Annotated in this window: 14 protein-coding genes; 4 read left to right on the forward strand and 10 right to left on the reverse strand. The window is 66.0% G+C overall.

Annotation, left to right across the window (positions count from 1 at the left end; translation table 11 throughout):
* The 6 genes from cysQ to ETR14_RS21470 all read right to left on the reverse strand — a co-directional run bounded on the left by cysQ (position 1) and on the right by ETR14_RS21470 (position 6,136).
* Positions 1-777, reverse strand: coding sequence for a 3'(2'),5'-bisphosphate nucleotidase CysQ (cysQ, locus tag ETR14_RS21445; RefSeq protein WP_129388711.1), 777 nt, complete (start codon positions 775-777; stop codon positions 1-3).
* On the reverse strand, positions 774-1,616 hold the full coding sequence (gene fghA / locus ETR14_RS21450) for an S-formylglutathione hydrolase (RefSeq protein ID WP_129388714.1): 843 nt from the start codon (positions 1,614-1,616) through the stop codon (positions 774-776). Before fghA ends, cysQ begins: the two co-directional genes overlap by 4 nt.
* A gap of 8 nt (positions 1,617-1,624) precedes the next feature.
* Complete coding sequence (gene purU, locus ETR14_RS21455) at positions 1,625-2,497, reverse strand: formyltetrahydrofolate deformylase (RefSeq protein ID WP_129388717.1); 873 nt, start codon at positions 2,495-2,497, stop codon at positions 1,625-1,627.
* Positions 2,498-2,499: 2 nt separating this feature from the next.
* Complete coding sequence (locus ETR14_RS21460) at positions 2,500-3,612, reverse strand: S-(hydroxymethyl)glutathione dehydrogenase/class III alcohol dehydrogenase (RefSeq protein ID WP_129388720.1); 1,113 nt, start codon at positions 3,610-3,612, stop codon at positions 2,500-2,502.
* Positions 3,613-3,708: 96 nt separating this feature from the next.
* On the reverse strand, positions 3,709-5,313 hold the full coding sequence (locus ETR14_RS21465) for a peptide chain release factor 3 (RefSeq protein ID WP_129388723.1): 1,605 nt from the start codon (positions 5,311-5,313) through the stop codon (positions 3,709-3,711).
* Between the two features lie 148 nt (positions 5,314-5,461).
* Positions 5,462-6,136 (reverse strand): protein-L-isoaspartate(D-aspartate) O-methyltransferase, encoded by a 675-nt coding sequence (locus ETR14_RS21470; protein WP_129392235.1) that lies wholly within the window; start codon positions 6,134-6,136, stop codon positions 5,462-5,464.
* A 155-nt stretch (positions 6,137-6,291) separates the two neighbouring features.
* Here ETR14_RS21470 and ETR14_RS21475 point away from each other — a divergent pair, with 155 nt between their 5' ends.
* Positions 6,292-6,615, forward strand: a complete 324-nt coding sequence (locus tag ETR14_RS21475; protein ID WP_129388726.1) for a hypothetical protein — start codon at positions 6,292-6,294, stop codon at positions 6,613-6,615.
* 195 nt (positions 6,616-6,810) lie between these two features.
* Here the strand turns inward: ETR14_RS21475 and ETR14_RS21480 are convergent, their stop codons facing one another.
* Together ETR14_RS21480 and ETR14_RS21485 are read right to left on the reverse strand one after the other, a co-directional pair.
* On the reverse strand, positions 6,811-7,143 hold the full coding sequence (locus ETR14_RS21480; protein WP_129388729.1) for a hypothetical protein: 333 nt from the start codon (positions 7,141-7,143) through the stop codon (positions 6,811-6,813).
* Positions 7,144-7,198: 55 nt separating this feature from the next.
* A complete protein-coding gene (locus ETR14_RS21485) occupies positions 7,199-7,411 on the reverse strand; it encodes a hypothetical protein (protein WP_129388731.1) in 213 nt (70 codons plus the stop codon).
* 123 nt (positions 7,412-7,534) lie between these two features.
* Between ETR14_RS21485 and ETR14_RS21490 the strand changes: the two genes are divergently transcribed.
* Positions 7,535-7,996, forward strand: coding sequence for a PH domain-containing protein (locus tag ETR14_RS21490; protein ID WP_165356564.1), 462 nt, complete (start codon positions 7,535-7,537; stop codon positions 7,994-7,996).
* Positions 7,993-9,498, forward strand: a complete 1,506-nt coding sequence (locus ETR14_RS21495; protein WP_165356565.1) for a PH domain-containing protein — start codon at positions 7,993-7,995, stop codon at positions 9,496-9,498. The genes ETR14_RS21490 and ETR14_RS21495 overlap by 4 nt, the downstream gene beginning before the upstream one ends.
* 25 nt (positions 9,499-9,523) lie before the next feature.
* Here ETR14_RS21495 and cysK read toward each other — a convergent pair whose 3' ends face one another.
* Together cysK and ETR14_RS21505 are read right to left on the reverse strand one after the other, a co-directional pair.
* A complete protein-coding gene (gene cysK / locus ETR14_RS21500; protein ID WP_129388740.1) occupies positions 9,524-10,444 on the reverse strand; it encodes a cysteine synthase A in 921 nt (306 codons plus the stop codon).
* Positions 10,441-11,721, reverse strand: coding sequence for an MFS transporter (locus ETR14_RS21505; protein WP_129388743.1), 1,281 nt, complete (start codon positions 11,719-11,721; stop codon positions 10,441-10,443). The genes cysK and ETR14_RS21505 overlap by 4 nt, the downstream gene beginning before the upstream one ends.
* A gap of 130 nt (positions 11,722-11,851) precedes the next feature.
* Between ETR14_RS21505 and ETR14_RS21510 the strand changes: the two genes are divergently transcribed.
* Entirely contained in the window at positions 11,852-13,579 is a 1,728-nt protein-coding gene (locus ETR14_RS21510; protein ID WP_129392238.1) for a DUF885 domain-containing protein, read from the forward strand.
* The last annotated feature ends 2 nt before the right edge of the window (positions 13,580-13,581 follow it).

A 13,581-nucleotide genomic window follows, 5' to 3' on the forward strand; every position in this document is an offset into this window, starting at 1 on the left:
TCACCGCCCCCAGGCGATGAAATGCGGGTTGGCGAACCCGTCCTCCTTCTTGCCGTAGCGAAGCCGGCCGGCTTCGCGGTCTCCGTCGAGCGCAAGCACGCGGCCGCCCGCAGCCTCAAGGATGGCCTGGCCCGCTGCGGTGTCCCACTCCATCGTCCGGCCCCACCGTGGATAGACGTCCGCGGCGCCCTCAGCGAGCATGCAGAATTTAAGCGACGATCCCGACGGCAGATAGTCGACGATGCCGAGCCGGGCGGCGCGCGCATCGGTGTCCGTGGCCGCATGGTTGCGGCTGCCGATGCCGATCAGCCCCTCCGCCGGAGGCGGGCGGGTGGCGATCCTCTCTGCGGCGCCGCCGCCCCGCGCCCGGAACGCGCCTTCGCCGCGCGCACCGTAATAAAGCAGCTCCGTTACCGGCGCCAGGATCACGCCCGCGACCGGTGCACCCGCTTCTACCAGCGCGATATTGACGGTGAACTCGCCGTTGCGCAGCGCAAAGCCTTTGGTGCCGTCGAGCGGGTCGACGCAGAAGAAACGCCCGTCGAGCGCCGGAATGCGCCCGGCCGCGGCTTCCTCTTCGGCGAGGATCGGGATTTCGGGATAGGCGTCGGCCAGCCGCGCCAGGATGATCGCTTCGGCCCGTCTATCGGCGATCGTCACCGGGGAGCCGTCGCTTTTCTCCTCGATCGCGCAGCCGGCAGCGTAGACACAGGCGATGTCCTCGCCCGCCGCGCGCGCCGCATCGATCATCGTGCGGAGCAAGGGAGAAGGGCTCATGAAGCGAGCCGTGCGGCATGCCAGCGGAGATGATCCTCCATGAAGCTGGAGATGAAGTAGTAACTGTGGTCGTAGCCGGGCTGCATGCGCAAGGTGAGGGCGATCCCGGCGTCCCGGCATGCGGCTTCGAGCAGGTCGGGTCGCAGCTCGCGGCTGAGGAAGCTGTCGGCCTCTCCTTGATCGACGAGGATCTCGGCGACGCGTGCGCCGTCCTCGATCAGCGCCACCGCATCATGCCGGCGCCAGCCGGCGCGGTCGACGCCGAGATAGGCGCCGAGCGCCTTCTCGCCCCAGGGAACCTGGCTTGGCGCCACGATCGGCGCAAAGGCCGAGACGCTGCGATATCGGTCCGGATGGCGGAGGGCGAGGGTGAGCGCGCCGTGGCCGCCCATCGAATGACCGGTGATCGCCTGACGATCGCGGTCGATCGGGAAGGCCGACGCGACCAGCTCCGGCAGTTCCTCGACGACGTAGCGTTCCATCCGGTAATTGGCATCGTAGGGCGCCTGGGTGGCGTCGACGTAGAAGCCCGCACCCTGGCCGAAATCGTAGGCGGGATCGTCCGGAACCGCATCGCCGCGCGGGCTGGTGTCGGGTGCGACGAAGATCAGGCCGAGCTCGGCGCAGGCACGCCGATACTCGCCTTTTTCGGTCACGTTGGCATGGGTGCAGGTGAGCCCCGACAGATACCAGATGACGGGACAGGCGGCGCCGCCCTCCGCCTGCGGCGGTACGAAGACGGAGAAGGTCATCGGCGTGCCGGTGGCGAGGCTGTCGTGCCGGACGACGTGCACGGTGCCGCCGAACGATCGGGTGACGGAAAGCGTGTCGAGAATCATCTTGTGTCCTATCGAAAGACGACGGTCTTGCGGCCGTTGAGGAGGATGCGGCGTTCGGCCGCCCAGGCGACGGCGCGGGCGAGCACTTGCGCCTCGGTGTCGCGGCCGATCCGGATCATGTCGCCAACGCTCGCGCGATGATCGATCCGCTCCACCGCCTGCTCGATGATCGGTCCTTCGTCGAGGTCGGGGGTGACGTAATGCGATGTCGCGCCGATCAGCTTGACTCCGAGCGCATGCGCGCGGTGATAGGGGTTGGCCCCCTTGAAGCTCGGCAGGAAGCTGTGGTGGATGTTGATGCACCGCCCGCCGAGACTCGCGATAAGCGCCGGGGACAGCACCTGCATGTAGCGGGCGAGCACGAGCAGCTCAGACCCGGTTCGCTCGAACAGGGCGGCAATCTCCGCCTCCTGCGCAGCGCGGGTTTCGGCGGTCACCGGCAGGTGATGATAGGGCACGCCGTGCCATTCGGCGAGCGCGCGGCAGGCGTCGTGGTTCGAAACCACGGCCGTGACGTCGATCGGCAGTCCGCCGGTCGACCAGCGGTGGAGCAGGTCGTTGAGGCAGTGGCTGCCCTTCGACACCGCGATCATCACCTTCATCGGCGCGCTACCGTCGCCGATTGTCCAGTCGAGCCCGAGCCGTTCCGCCACGGGTGCGAAGTCGCGGCGCAGGGCGCCCAGGTCCGCCGGGAAGCGTTCCCCTGCCGGGCTGAACGCAACCCGCATGAAGAAGCGGCCGCTCTCGATGTCGGCATATTGCTGGCTGTCGAGGATGAAGCCGTCCCGCTCGGCGAGGAAGCCGCTCGCAGCCGCCACGATCCCCACACGGTCCACCGCGGTGAAGGTGAGAATGTAGCTCGGCGGCGGCGACGCTGCCATCGTCAGTAGACGACGACGCTGCGGATGCTCTCGCCCTTGTGCATCAGGTCGAACGCATCGTTGATGTCGTCGAGCTTCAGCAGATGGGTGATCAGGGGATCGATCGCGATCTTGCCGTCCATGTACCAGTCGACGATCCGCGGCACGTCGGTCCGGCCGCGCGCGCCGCCGAACGCCGAGCCCTTCCACACCCGGCCGGTCACGAGCTGGAACGGGCGAGTCGAAATTTCGCGGCCCGCCTCGGCGACTCCGATGATGACGCTCTCGCCCCAGCCGCGATGGCAGCATTCGAGCGCCTGACGCATCACGTCGGTGTTGCCGGTACAATCGAAGCTGTAATCGGCGCCGCCGTCGGTGATGTCGAGGATTGCCTGGACGACTTTGTCGTTGCCGATTTCGCGCGGGTTGATGAAGTCGGTCATGCCGAACGCCTCGGCCATCGCCCGCTTGGCGGGGTTGATGTCGACGCCTACGATCTTGTCGGCGCCGACCAGCTTGGCGCCCTGGATGACGTTGAGCCCGATGCCCCCCAGCCCGAACACCACCACGTTCGAACCCGGCTCCACGCCGGCCGTCCAGATCACCGCGCCGACGCCCGTCGTGACTCCGCAGCCGATGTAGCAGATCTTGTCGAACGGCGCGTCCTCGCGGACCTTGGCGACGGCGATTTCGGGCATCACCGTGAAGTTCGAAAAGGTCGAGCAGCCCATATAATGGTAGATCGTGTCGTTGCCGAGTTTGAACCGGCTGGTCCCGTCCGGCATCAGCCCCTTGCCCTGGGTGCCGCGGATCGCGGTGCACAGGTTGGTCTTCTGGCTCAGGCACGATTTACATTGCCGGCATTCCGGCGTGTAGAGCGGAATGACGTGGTCGCCGACCTTCACCGAGGTGACTCCCGGGCCGACTTCGCGGACGATCCCGGCACCTTCGTGGCCGAGGATCGACGGGAAGATGCCCTCGCTGTCCTTGCCTTCGAGCGTATAGGCATCGGTGTGGCAGACGCCGGTGGCCATGATCTCGACCAGCACTTCCCCGGCCTTGGGCCCGTCGAGATCGACCTCGTGAATCTCGAGCGGCTGGTTCGGAGCGACGGCGATCGCGGCGCGGGTTTTCATGGCTGGCTTTCCCGGACTTGAGGTTGGGAAAGGCTGATACCGAACGCGAAGATGCGCGCAACAAAATCCTCGCCGAGCCTGCTCGGGGAGAAGGACTCAGCTCCGCTCGCGGACGCTGGCGAAGCGGATGTTCGGCCAATCCTGGGCGAAGCGGCCCATTTCCCACTCGTTGCGCATCAGCAGCACCGGCTCGCCGTCGCCATCTTCGGCCATGCTGGAGCGATGGGTGGCCATCAGCCGCTTCAATTCGGTCTCGTCGTCGGCGGCGACCCAGCGGGCGACCTCCCAGGGCGAAGGCTCGAAGCCGAGCTTCAGCCCGTACTCCGCCTCCATCCGCGTCGCGAGCACGTCGAGCTGCAGCGAGCCGACCACGCCCACGATCCAGTTGGAGCCGAGCGCCGGCTTGAAGATCCGGATCACGCCTTCCTCGGCGAGATCCGAGAGGCCCTTGCGCATCTGCTTCGATTTCATCGGATCGCCGAGATGGACCCGGCGCAGGATTTCGGGGGCGAAATCGGGAAGGCCGGTGAACGCGATGTCGCCGCGTTCGGACAATGTGTCGCCGACCCGCAGGGTGCCGTGATTGGGGATGCCGACGATGTCGCCGGGGCGGGCAAGCTCGGCGAGTTCGCGATCACGCGCGAAGAAGGTGATCGGGTTCTGGATGCTGATCGCCTTGCCGAGCCGGGGATTGGTGAGTTTCATGCCCCGCTTCAGAGCGCCCGAGCAGACCCGCATGAAGGCGATACGGTCGCGATGGTTCGGATCCATGTTCGCCTGAACCTTGAAGATGAAGCCGGACACCCGCGATTCGGACGGCGCGACCGGTCCGTTGCGCGCCGGCTGCGGCCCCGGCGAGGGCGCAAACGCACTGAGGCCATCGAGCAGTTGGCGGATGCCGAACTCGCGAAGCGCGCTGCCGAAGAAGACGGGCGTGAGATCGCCGTTCAGGAACGCCTGGAGATCGAAATCGGGATAGGCGGCGCGGGCGAGTTCGCCTTCCTCGCGCAGGTGGGCGACGGCATCCGCCGGCAGCGTTTCGTCCAGCAGCGGATCGTCCATGCCGCTGAGCTGCACCACCCGCCCGGGCACGGTGCCGTCGCTCTTGTCGGCGAGCAGCAATTTGTCCTCGGCATAATCGTAGAGGCCGTGGAAGAGCCCGCCCATGCCGACCGGCCAGTTGCGCGGGGAAACGTCGAGCTGGAGCGTCTCTGCAATCTCGTCGAGCAGGGCGAACGGAGAAAGGCCTTCGCGATCGACCTTGTTGATGAAGGTGACGATCGGGATGTTGCGAAGGCGGCAGACTTCGAACAATTTCCGCGTCTGCGCCTCGATGCCCTTGGCGGCGTCGATCACCATGATCGCGCTGTCGACGGCGGTGAGGGTGCGATAGGTATCCTCGGAGAAATCCTGGTGGCCCGGCGTGTCGAGGAGGTTGAACAGGATGTTGCCGACTTCGAAGGTCATCACTGACGAGGTCACCGAAATGCCGCGTTGCTGCTCGATCGCCATCCAGTCCGAACGCGCGCGGCGGCGGTCGCCGCGGGCACGCACTTCGCCGGCTTCGTGGATCGCGCCGGCCGAATAGAGCAATTTCTCGGTCAGGGTCGTCTTGCCGGCATCGGGGTGCGAAATGATCGCGAAGGTGCGCCGCTCGGCGGGCTGATCATCGGTCCGCGCCAGAAGGGCCGCTTCGCTCATCGTCAAAACTCCGTCGCCGCGGGAGCCGCCAAGCCGCCGCCTGCATGTCATGCCTTTGGGATTGGTGCCCACATAAGCAGGAATGGAGGAAATTGGTAGAGGGGAGCGCGTCGGCGGATGGAGGCTGCAGGCGCAATGCTGTGCTGGATCAGGCCATCGTCTCGAGCAGGGTGAAGCGCACCGGAATGATGCTGCGCACGTCGATCGTGCCGTCCTGCTCCTTTGCGACGACGCTCAGTTGCTGGACGTCCTTGCCGCCCAGCGGAATGACGATCCGGCCGGCGGGAGCGAGCTGATCGAGCAATGGCCGAGGAACCTCCTGCGCTGCGGCGGTGACCAGGATCCGATCGAAGGGAGCATGCTCGCTCCAGCCGCGCGAGCCGTCGCCGACCCGTATTTCGACGGCATGGCCGAGGGCCGCGAGCCGGAGGCGTGCGCCTTCCGCGAACTCCTCGACAATCTCGACGCTCCAGGTTTCCGCACCCATTTCGGCCAGTACGCACGCCTGGTAGCCGAGCCCGGTGCCGATTTCGAGCACCCGGTCTCCGGGCGCGACGTCGAGCAGCTCCAGCATCAGCGCGCCGATGAAGGGCTGCGAGAGCGTCTTGTCGAAACCGATCGGGAGGGGCGAATCCTGATAGGCCGCGGCTGCGATCTGGGCCGGTACGAACAGATGGCGAGGCGCTTCGAGCAGCGCGCTGCGAAGGTGCGGATCGAGCTTGCCAGTGCCGATCTCGTCCGCGGCGAGATCGAAGTGGATGTCGATCACCTCGACCATGTGGCGTCGAAGGATCGCCAGATGCTGCTCCGTCATCGGCTTCATGGGCGCATAACGGCCCTCGGCGGCATGCGTTGCGTCATCGCGCCGCATGTTTGCGGCGTGGCGAGCGCAGCTGATCCTTGCTTGCGAGGCCACCGAGGGCGGACCAAGGAACCGGGTGCATGCCCCGCCCATTGGAGATGCGAAGGAGCCGAGCGATGAGCAATCCCGAAACACCCAATGCAAGCACCGATACGCCTGACAACGCCAAATCCTGGGGCCAGGCGGGCGATGTCGCCCGCGGCGACCCCGATCAGCAGGCCAGCTTCAACGGTTCGACGGGCGGCGGCCAGTCGGGCGGCGGCGCGTATCCCAATCCGCACAGCGGCAAGGAAGGCGGCAAGAACGAAGGCTGGATGGGCCACGGCGGCCAGACCGAAATGCCCTATCACGGCACCGGCCAGCTCGGCGAGGAGAAGACCGGTGAAAACGCTAATTCGCCGACCGAAAAGACGAAAAGCGGGCAGAACGAGGACATCTGAGCAGGACAAGATCGTCCTAGAGGGTAGGGGCCGGCGCGACGTTCTGCGCACCGGCCCCTCCCTCAAACACTAAACGAGGGACCGATCGCGACACCTGGCCCATACGCAACCCGGCCGGGCACCGGCGATCGGCAATCCTCCTATGCCGCGGCTCGGTTTAGCCGCTGCTGAACGGGCTCGGCAGCTGCCGTTCAACTATTTCGCGCTGTTGCCGTTGTCCTTCCCCGCGTCTGGAAGGTCTACCTCGACCTTCTCCGGGACCTCGATCTTCACCGTGTCGGGTATCTCCACCTTGGGCGCATCGATGTTGACGTTGACTCCGACATCTTCGGCCGCGCGGCCGAAACGGTCGCCGAAGACGAGGAACAGGATCGCCAGCAGCGCGACGACGAGCAGGATCGCGACGATCCACCCGCCGCTGCTGCGATGGCCGGTCTCCGTGGTGACGATCGTCGTCCGCTCGGTGACATGATCGTGAATGGGCGGCGGATCGGGCGCCTGTCCCGGGGGTCGATCGTAGTCGCTCATCTATATGCTCCTCCTGACGGGCTGCCCCGCAGGGGGCACGCGACTGGAAAAGGGATCACTTGGCGGAGTCGCCGCCGGTCGGCGCCGAGATGTCGACGTTGATGTCGGTCTTCTCGGGGCCGCTCTTCATCAGATTGCCGCCGAAAAAGAAGAAGAGCAGGCCGAGAACGACGATCAGCAGCACGACGGCAATGATCGTGCCACCGCCGCCGCGGCGTTCCGTGGTCTGGATGATCGTCGTCTCGCGCTCGCGATCATGATCACTCATGGCAACTCTCCTGTTTGTTTCGGAGGCTTAACGCAATCGTATCGGATCGAGTTCCTACTGGCGCGCTCGACAGGAACCGGCGGAGCCGTCTACGCTTGGGCGCGACTGGGGGAAGGGGACGACATGATTCCGTTGGAGCGGGGCCAGCTCTTGGTGATGCGGGTGCGCGCATTCGCACTTGCGCTCGCCGTCTTCGCTGCAGCCGCCGTCGGCGAAGCGCTGCTGCACGAAAAAGGCGTGGTGCCGCGGGGTGCGATCACTTTGCCGGTGCTGGTGCCGCTGCTCTGGCTGGTTGCGATCTCGCCTGCACGGCGTTTCCGGGCCTGGGGCTATCAACGCACCCAGGACGAACTCCATGTCCGGCATGGCATCCTGACCGAGATCGAGACCGTGGTGCCGCTCGATCGCGTGCAACATATCGATATTGCGCAGGGGCCGCTGGAGCGGGCTTGCAGGGTCAGCCGGCTGGTTCTCCATACCGCCGGTACCGCCAACAGCCAGGTCGTGGTGCCTGGGCTCAGCCGCGAGGCCGCCGAAAGCATGCGCGACGACATCCGTGCGCGGATCCGGCAGGAGGCGTGGTGAGCGACGTCGCTGCCGATCGGCGCATCCATCCCGGCGCGATCGCGCTGCGCTTCCTGCGCGCGGCGCCGCGAACGGTGCTGGCGATACCTGCGGCCGTCGCCTTTGCATCCGATCGGGGGCTCCTCGGCGGGCTCGCGGTTGCCGCCGTGATCGGCGCGGCCTTGTTGTTCGGACAATGGCTGCACTGGTACCATTTTCGCTACGGTGTCGGTGCCCACGAGATCGTCATCGAAAGCGGCTTGCTCAACCGCAACCGCCGTTCGATCCCCTTCGATCGGATTCAGGACGTCGATATCGAGCGCGCCTTGCTGGCGCGCCTGTTCGGTCTCGCCAAGGTCAAGATCGAGACGGGAGCGGGCGGCAAGGACGAAGGCGTACTCGACAGCGTCAGCACCGGCGAAGCCGCTCGGCTGCGGGAAGCGGTGCGCGCCTGGCGCGACGATGCCGGGAGACATCTCGCTCCGGCCGTGGAGCTTGCGGCCGGCGGCGAGGCGGACGACCTGCTTCAACGGCCGCTGTTCACCATGCCGCTCGATCGCGTCCTCCTCTTCGGCCTGTTCGATTTCTCGCTCGTCTATATCGGCGGCGTGTTCGCAGCCTTGCAGGCCTTCGACGATCCTTTGAAGGCGCTGTTCGGGATCGACATCTACGATGCCGGGCGCTGGATCGGCCTTGCGGACAAGGCCGCACACAGTTCGATTTCGCTGGCGGCGATCGCGTTCGTCACGATTCTTGCGATCCTGCTCGGCGTGATCACCTCGATCCTGCGCGTGCTCGCTCGCGATTTCGGATTTCGTCTGACCGCCGAGGGCGATCGCTTTCGTCGCGAGCGCGGGCTGCTGACTCGGACAGAGGCCGTGATCGCGAAGAAGCGGATCCAGCTCGCTTATGTCGAAACGGGATTGGTCCGGCGCCGCTTCGGCTGGTTCTGGCTGTCGTTCCAGACGCTGGGCGAAGGCGCCGACGGAAGCGGCCATCAGGTCGCCGCGCCATTCGCGCAGCGGGACGAAATCGACCTGATCCTCGACGAAACCGTGCGTTTCCGGCTGCCGCCGCCGCCCACGCTGCAGATGGTGTCGCAGCGGCATGTCGTCCGCGCATTGATCCGCAAATTGTTGCCGCCGACCATCGTCATCGTGGTTGCGGCATTCTGGTGGCGCCCGGCCCTGTTCTTCCTGGCCGGACTGCCGGTCGTCGGCCTGGTCGCTGCCATCGAACGCCGCTTTCACCGCTATGCGCTCGATGGCGATCTGCTGTTCGTCGCGCGCGGGGTGCTGAAGCAACGGCTGTTCGTGGTTCCCGTAGCCAGCATGCAGACGGTGAGCATCGTTCGGGGGTGGCTGCAGCGCCGGCTCGGAGTCGCCAGCGTGATGATCGACACGGCTGGCGCTTCGCTCACCAAGTCGCCAAGCATCATTGATCTGCCACTGGAAACAGCCCGGATGCTTGCCGCCGAGATTGCCGCGCGGCGGCTCGCGGCGCGTCGGCGGGGAGGCGCGTGACCCGAGAACGGGTCACGCGCTCCGATCATTCCTCCGGCAGGAAGTCGGGTACGGAGAGGTAGCGCTCGCCGGTGTCGTAGTTGAAGGCGAGGATGCGGGTGCCTTCTGGCACTTCCTTCAGCTTCTGGGCGACGGCGGCAAGGCTTGCGCCCGAGCTGATGCCGACGAGCGTGCCTTCCTCGCGGGCGGCGCGGCGCGCCATTTCCTTGGCGTCGTTGGCATCCACCTGGATCACGCCGTCGATCGCATCGGTGTGCAGATTGGCGGGGATGAAGCCGGCGCCGATGCCCTGAATCGGATGCGGGCCGGGCTGGCCGCCGGAGATGACCGGCGACAAGGTGGGCTCGACCGCGAACACCTTGAGGTTCGGCCATTCCTTCTTGAGCACTTCGGCGCAGGCGGTGATGTGGCCGCCGGTGCCGACGCCGGTGATCAGCACGTCGATCGGCGAGTCGCGGAAGTCGTTCAGGATCTCCTGCGCGGTGGTGCGGGTGTGAACCTCGATATTGGCCGCATTCTCGAACTGCTGCGGCATCCAGCTGCCCTCGATCTCGCCGAGCAGTTCCTTGGCCCGCTCGATCGCGCCCTTCATGCCCTTCTCGCGCGGGGTGAGATCGAACTTGGCGCCGTAGGCGAGCATCAGCCGGCGGCGCTCGATGCTCATGCTCTCCGGCATCACCAGAATGAGATTGTAGCCCTTCACCGCGGCAACCATCGCCAGACCGATGCCGGTATTGCCCGAGGTCGGCTCGACGATCGTGCCGCCGGCCTTGAGCGCGCCGGAGCGCTCGGCATCCTCGACCATCGCCAGCGCGATCCGGTCCTTGATCGATCCGCCCGGATTGGACCGCTCCGACTTCACCCACACCTCGGCATTGCCGAACAGCCGGTTCATCCGGATGTGCGGGGTGTTGCCGATCGTATCGAGAATGCTGCCCGCTCTCATATCTTTATCTCCTTCTTCGGCTCATCGCCTTTTTCGGGGGGATCGAAGGTTCGCGCAAGGCGAAGTTCGGGGAAGATCTTGGCCCACAACAATGTCACCGCAATTGCGCCGAACCCGCCCGCGATGACGGCTGTAGCGGGGCCGATCAAAGCGGCGAGAAAACCGGATTCCGCTTCGCCGAGCTCGTTGGAGGCGGACACGAACAGGGTCGAGGCGGCGCCGACCCGGCCGCGCATCTCGTCGGGCGTGTACAGCTGGATCAGCGACTGGCGGACGAACACCGAGAACATGTCGGCCGCGCCGAGCAGGGCAAGGCAGATCAGCGACAACGGCATGTGGCGCGAAAAGCCGAACACCACGGTGGCGGCGCCGAACAGGGCGACGGCGCCCAGCATCTTTACGCCGACATTGGTCTTGAGCGGCTTCCACGAAAAATAGATTGCGGTGAGCGTGGCGCCGACCGCCGGTGCCGCGCGGAGATGGCCGAGCCCTTCCGGCCCGGCATGGAGGATGTCGCGCGCGAAGACCGGCAGCATCGCGGTCGCGCCGCCGAGCAGCACGGCGAAAAGGTCGAGCGAAATCGCCCCGAGCACCAGCCGGTTCTGGCGTACGTAATGGAGCCCGTCGATCATCTGCCGCCACGGATTCTTGGAGCCGACGATTGCGGTCCGCGGCTTCGGTCCGATCATGAACATGCAGAAGAGCGAGACCAGGAACAGCAGAGCGCTGACGGTATAGGGCGCATACGGGGCGATCGCATACAGATAGCCGCCGAGCGCTGGGCCGGCGATTGCGCCGCCTTGCCAGGACATGGAGCTGAGCGCGATTGCCCGCGGAAGCAGTTCCCGCGGCACCAGGTTCGGCGCCAGCGCGCCGATCGCCGGTCCCGCGAAGGCGCGCGCGACGCCGAGAAGACCCGCGATCGTGAACAGCTCCAGCAAGGTCGTGCGTCCGGTGTAGGTGAACCAGGCGAGCGTCCCGGCGCAGAGCAGCTCGAGAGCGATCGAAGCACGGGCGATGAAGCGCCGGTCGACCCGATCCGCCGCCCACCCGGTAACCAGCGTCAGCAGGAACAAAGGCACGAACTGGACGACTCCGATCAACCCCAGCTGCAGGGCCGCCTCGCGTTGAGTCATGGTCGCTCGAGCGATGTCGTAGACTTGCCAGCCGATCACGATCACCATCGCCATCTGCGCGACCGTGGAGGCGAGCCGCGCCGTCCAGTAGAAGCGGAAATCGGGGACGGCGAGTGGGTGCGCGGGCGCGGGGGAGGTCATTGCCCGGCCATGTAGCGGCGCCGAGACGTTGCGGCAACCGAGGGCGACACGGTGCAACCATCTGCGGGGCTGGCGCGCGGCCGACCAAGGGTGCAGGAATGGCCACTCGCGTCCCCCGCTGGAGTGAATGATGGCCGCTCGTCTCGCCCGATTGCTTCTCTCCGCCGTCGCCCTTACGGCTGGCGGCTGCGCCACGGCTCCGAGCGAGCCTGCGGCCGCGGCGCAGCCGCTGCCCTCGCGCTGGTCGGCTTTCTCGCAAAGCTTCATCGACGGCTATTTTCGACACAATCCCGCCTTCGCGGTCAGTCAGGGGCGGCATGAATATGACGGGCGCCTGCCCGACTGGAGCGGGACAGGCCTCGCCGCCAGCATCGCCTTTCTGCACGGGTCGATCGAAACGGCGGAGCGCTTCGATCCGGCGACGCTCACCGATGAAGAACGGTTCGAGCGCGCGTATCTTATCGCGCGGGCCAAAGGGGATCTGTTCTGGCTCTCAACCGCCGACCAGCCCCACCGCAATCCCACTTACTACGTCGATGCGATGGGGCCTGCGGTTTATGTCACCCGTAATTACGCCCCGGCCGAGACCCGGCTGCGCGCCTATATCGCTTATCTGAAGGCGATCCCGGCGGCGGCGCGAAACATCCGTGCCAATTTGAAGACGCCGTTGCCGCTCTCGTTCATCGAGTATGGCAAGGCGGGCTTCGGCGGCTATGCCGAATACTTCCCGACTGATGGCAAGGCTGCCTTCGCGTCGGTGCAGGACGCGAAGCTGCAGGCCGACCTGGATCGCGCAACCCGCGACGCGGTAACCGCGACCAGGGGGCTGGCGGATTGGCTCGAAGCCCAGCGCGCGAATGCAACCGAGGATTTCGCGCTCGGCGCGAACAGGTTCGCGCAGATGCTGCGCGACACCGAGATGGTCGATTTGCCGCTCGATCAGCTGGAGGCGATCGGCCGAGCCGACCTCGACCGCAACCAGCGCGCCTTGCGAAACGCGTGCGGCACCTATGCACCGGGCGCGACGATGGCGGCCTGCATGGCGAAGATGAATGCCGACAAGCCCGCGGGCGGCGCAGTGAAGGGCGCACGCGATCAGCTCGCCGGCTTGAAGCGCTTCATCGAGGACAAGAATTTGGTGTCGATTCCGGGCACGGAGGAAGCGCAGGTCGAGGAGGCGCCGCCCTATAATCGGCAGAATTTCGCCTATATCGATATCCCAGGCCCCTATGAGAGCGGTCTGCCCTCGACCTACTATATCGCCCCGCCCGATCCGAGCTGGCCCAATGATGTCCAGGACGGTTTCGTGCCCGGCAAGGCCGATCTTCTCTTCACCTCGGTCCACGAAGTGTGGCCGGGTCATTTCCTCAACTTCCTGCACGCCAACCGCAGCCGCTTCACGTTCGGCAAGGTGTTCGTCGGCTATGCCTATGCCGAAGGCTGGGGCCATTATAGTGAGGAGATGATGTGGGAGGCCGGGCTCGGCAACGGCGCGCCCGAAATCCACATCGGCCAGATTTCCAACGCCTTGCTGCGTGACTGCCGCTTTCTTTCGGCGATCGGCATGCACACCGGCCGCATGACGATGGAGCAATCGCGGCAGCTGTTCCTCGACCAATGCTATCAGGACGAAGGCAATGCCCGGCAGCAGGCGGCGCGCGGGACCTACGATCCGGCCTATCTCAATTACACGATGGGCAAATTGATGATCCGCAAGCTTCGCGACGACTGGACACGCAGCCACGGTGGCCGCAGTGCCTGGAAGGACTTCCACGATCGCTTCCTGAGCTATGGCGGTCCACCCTTGCCGCTGGTGCGGGCGCAGATGATGGGCGGGGATCCCGATGCGGTTTTCTGACG

The sequence above is a fragment of the Sphingosinicella sp. BN140058 genome (assembly GCF_004135585.1).
GTDB lineage: Bacteria > Pseudomonadota > Alphaproteobacteria > Sphingomonadales > Sphingomonadaceae > Allosphingosinicella.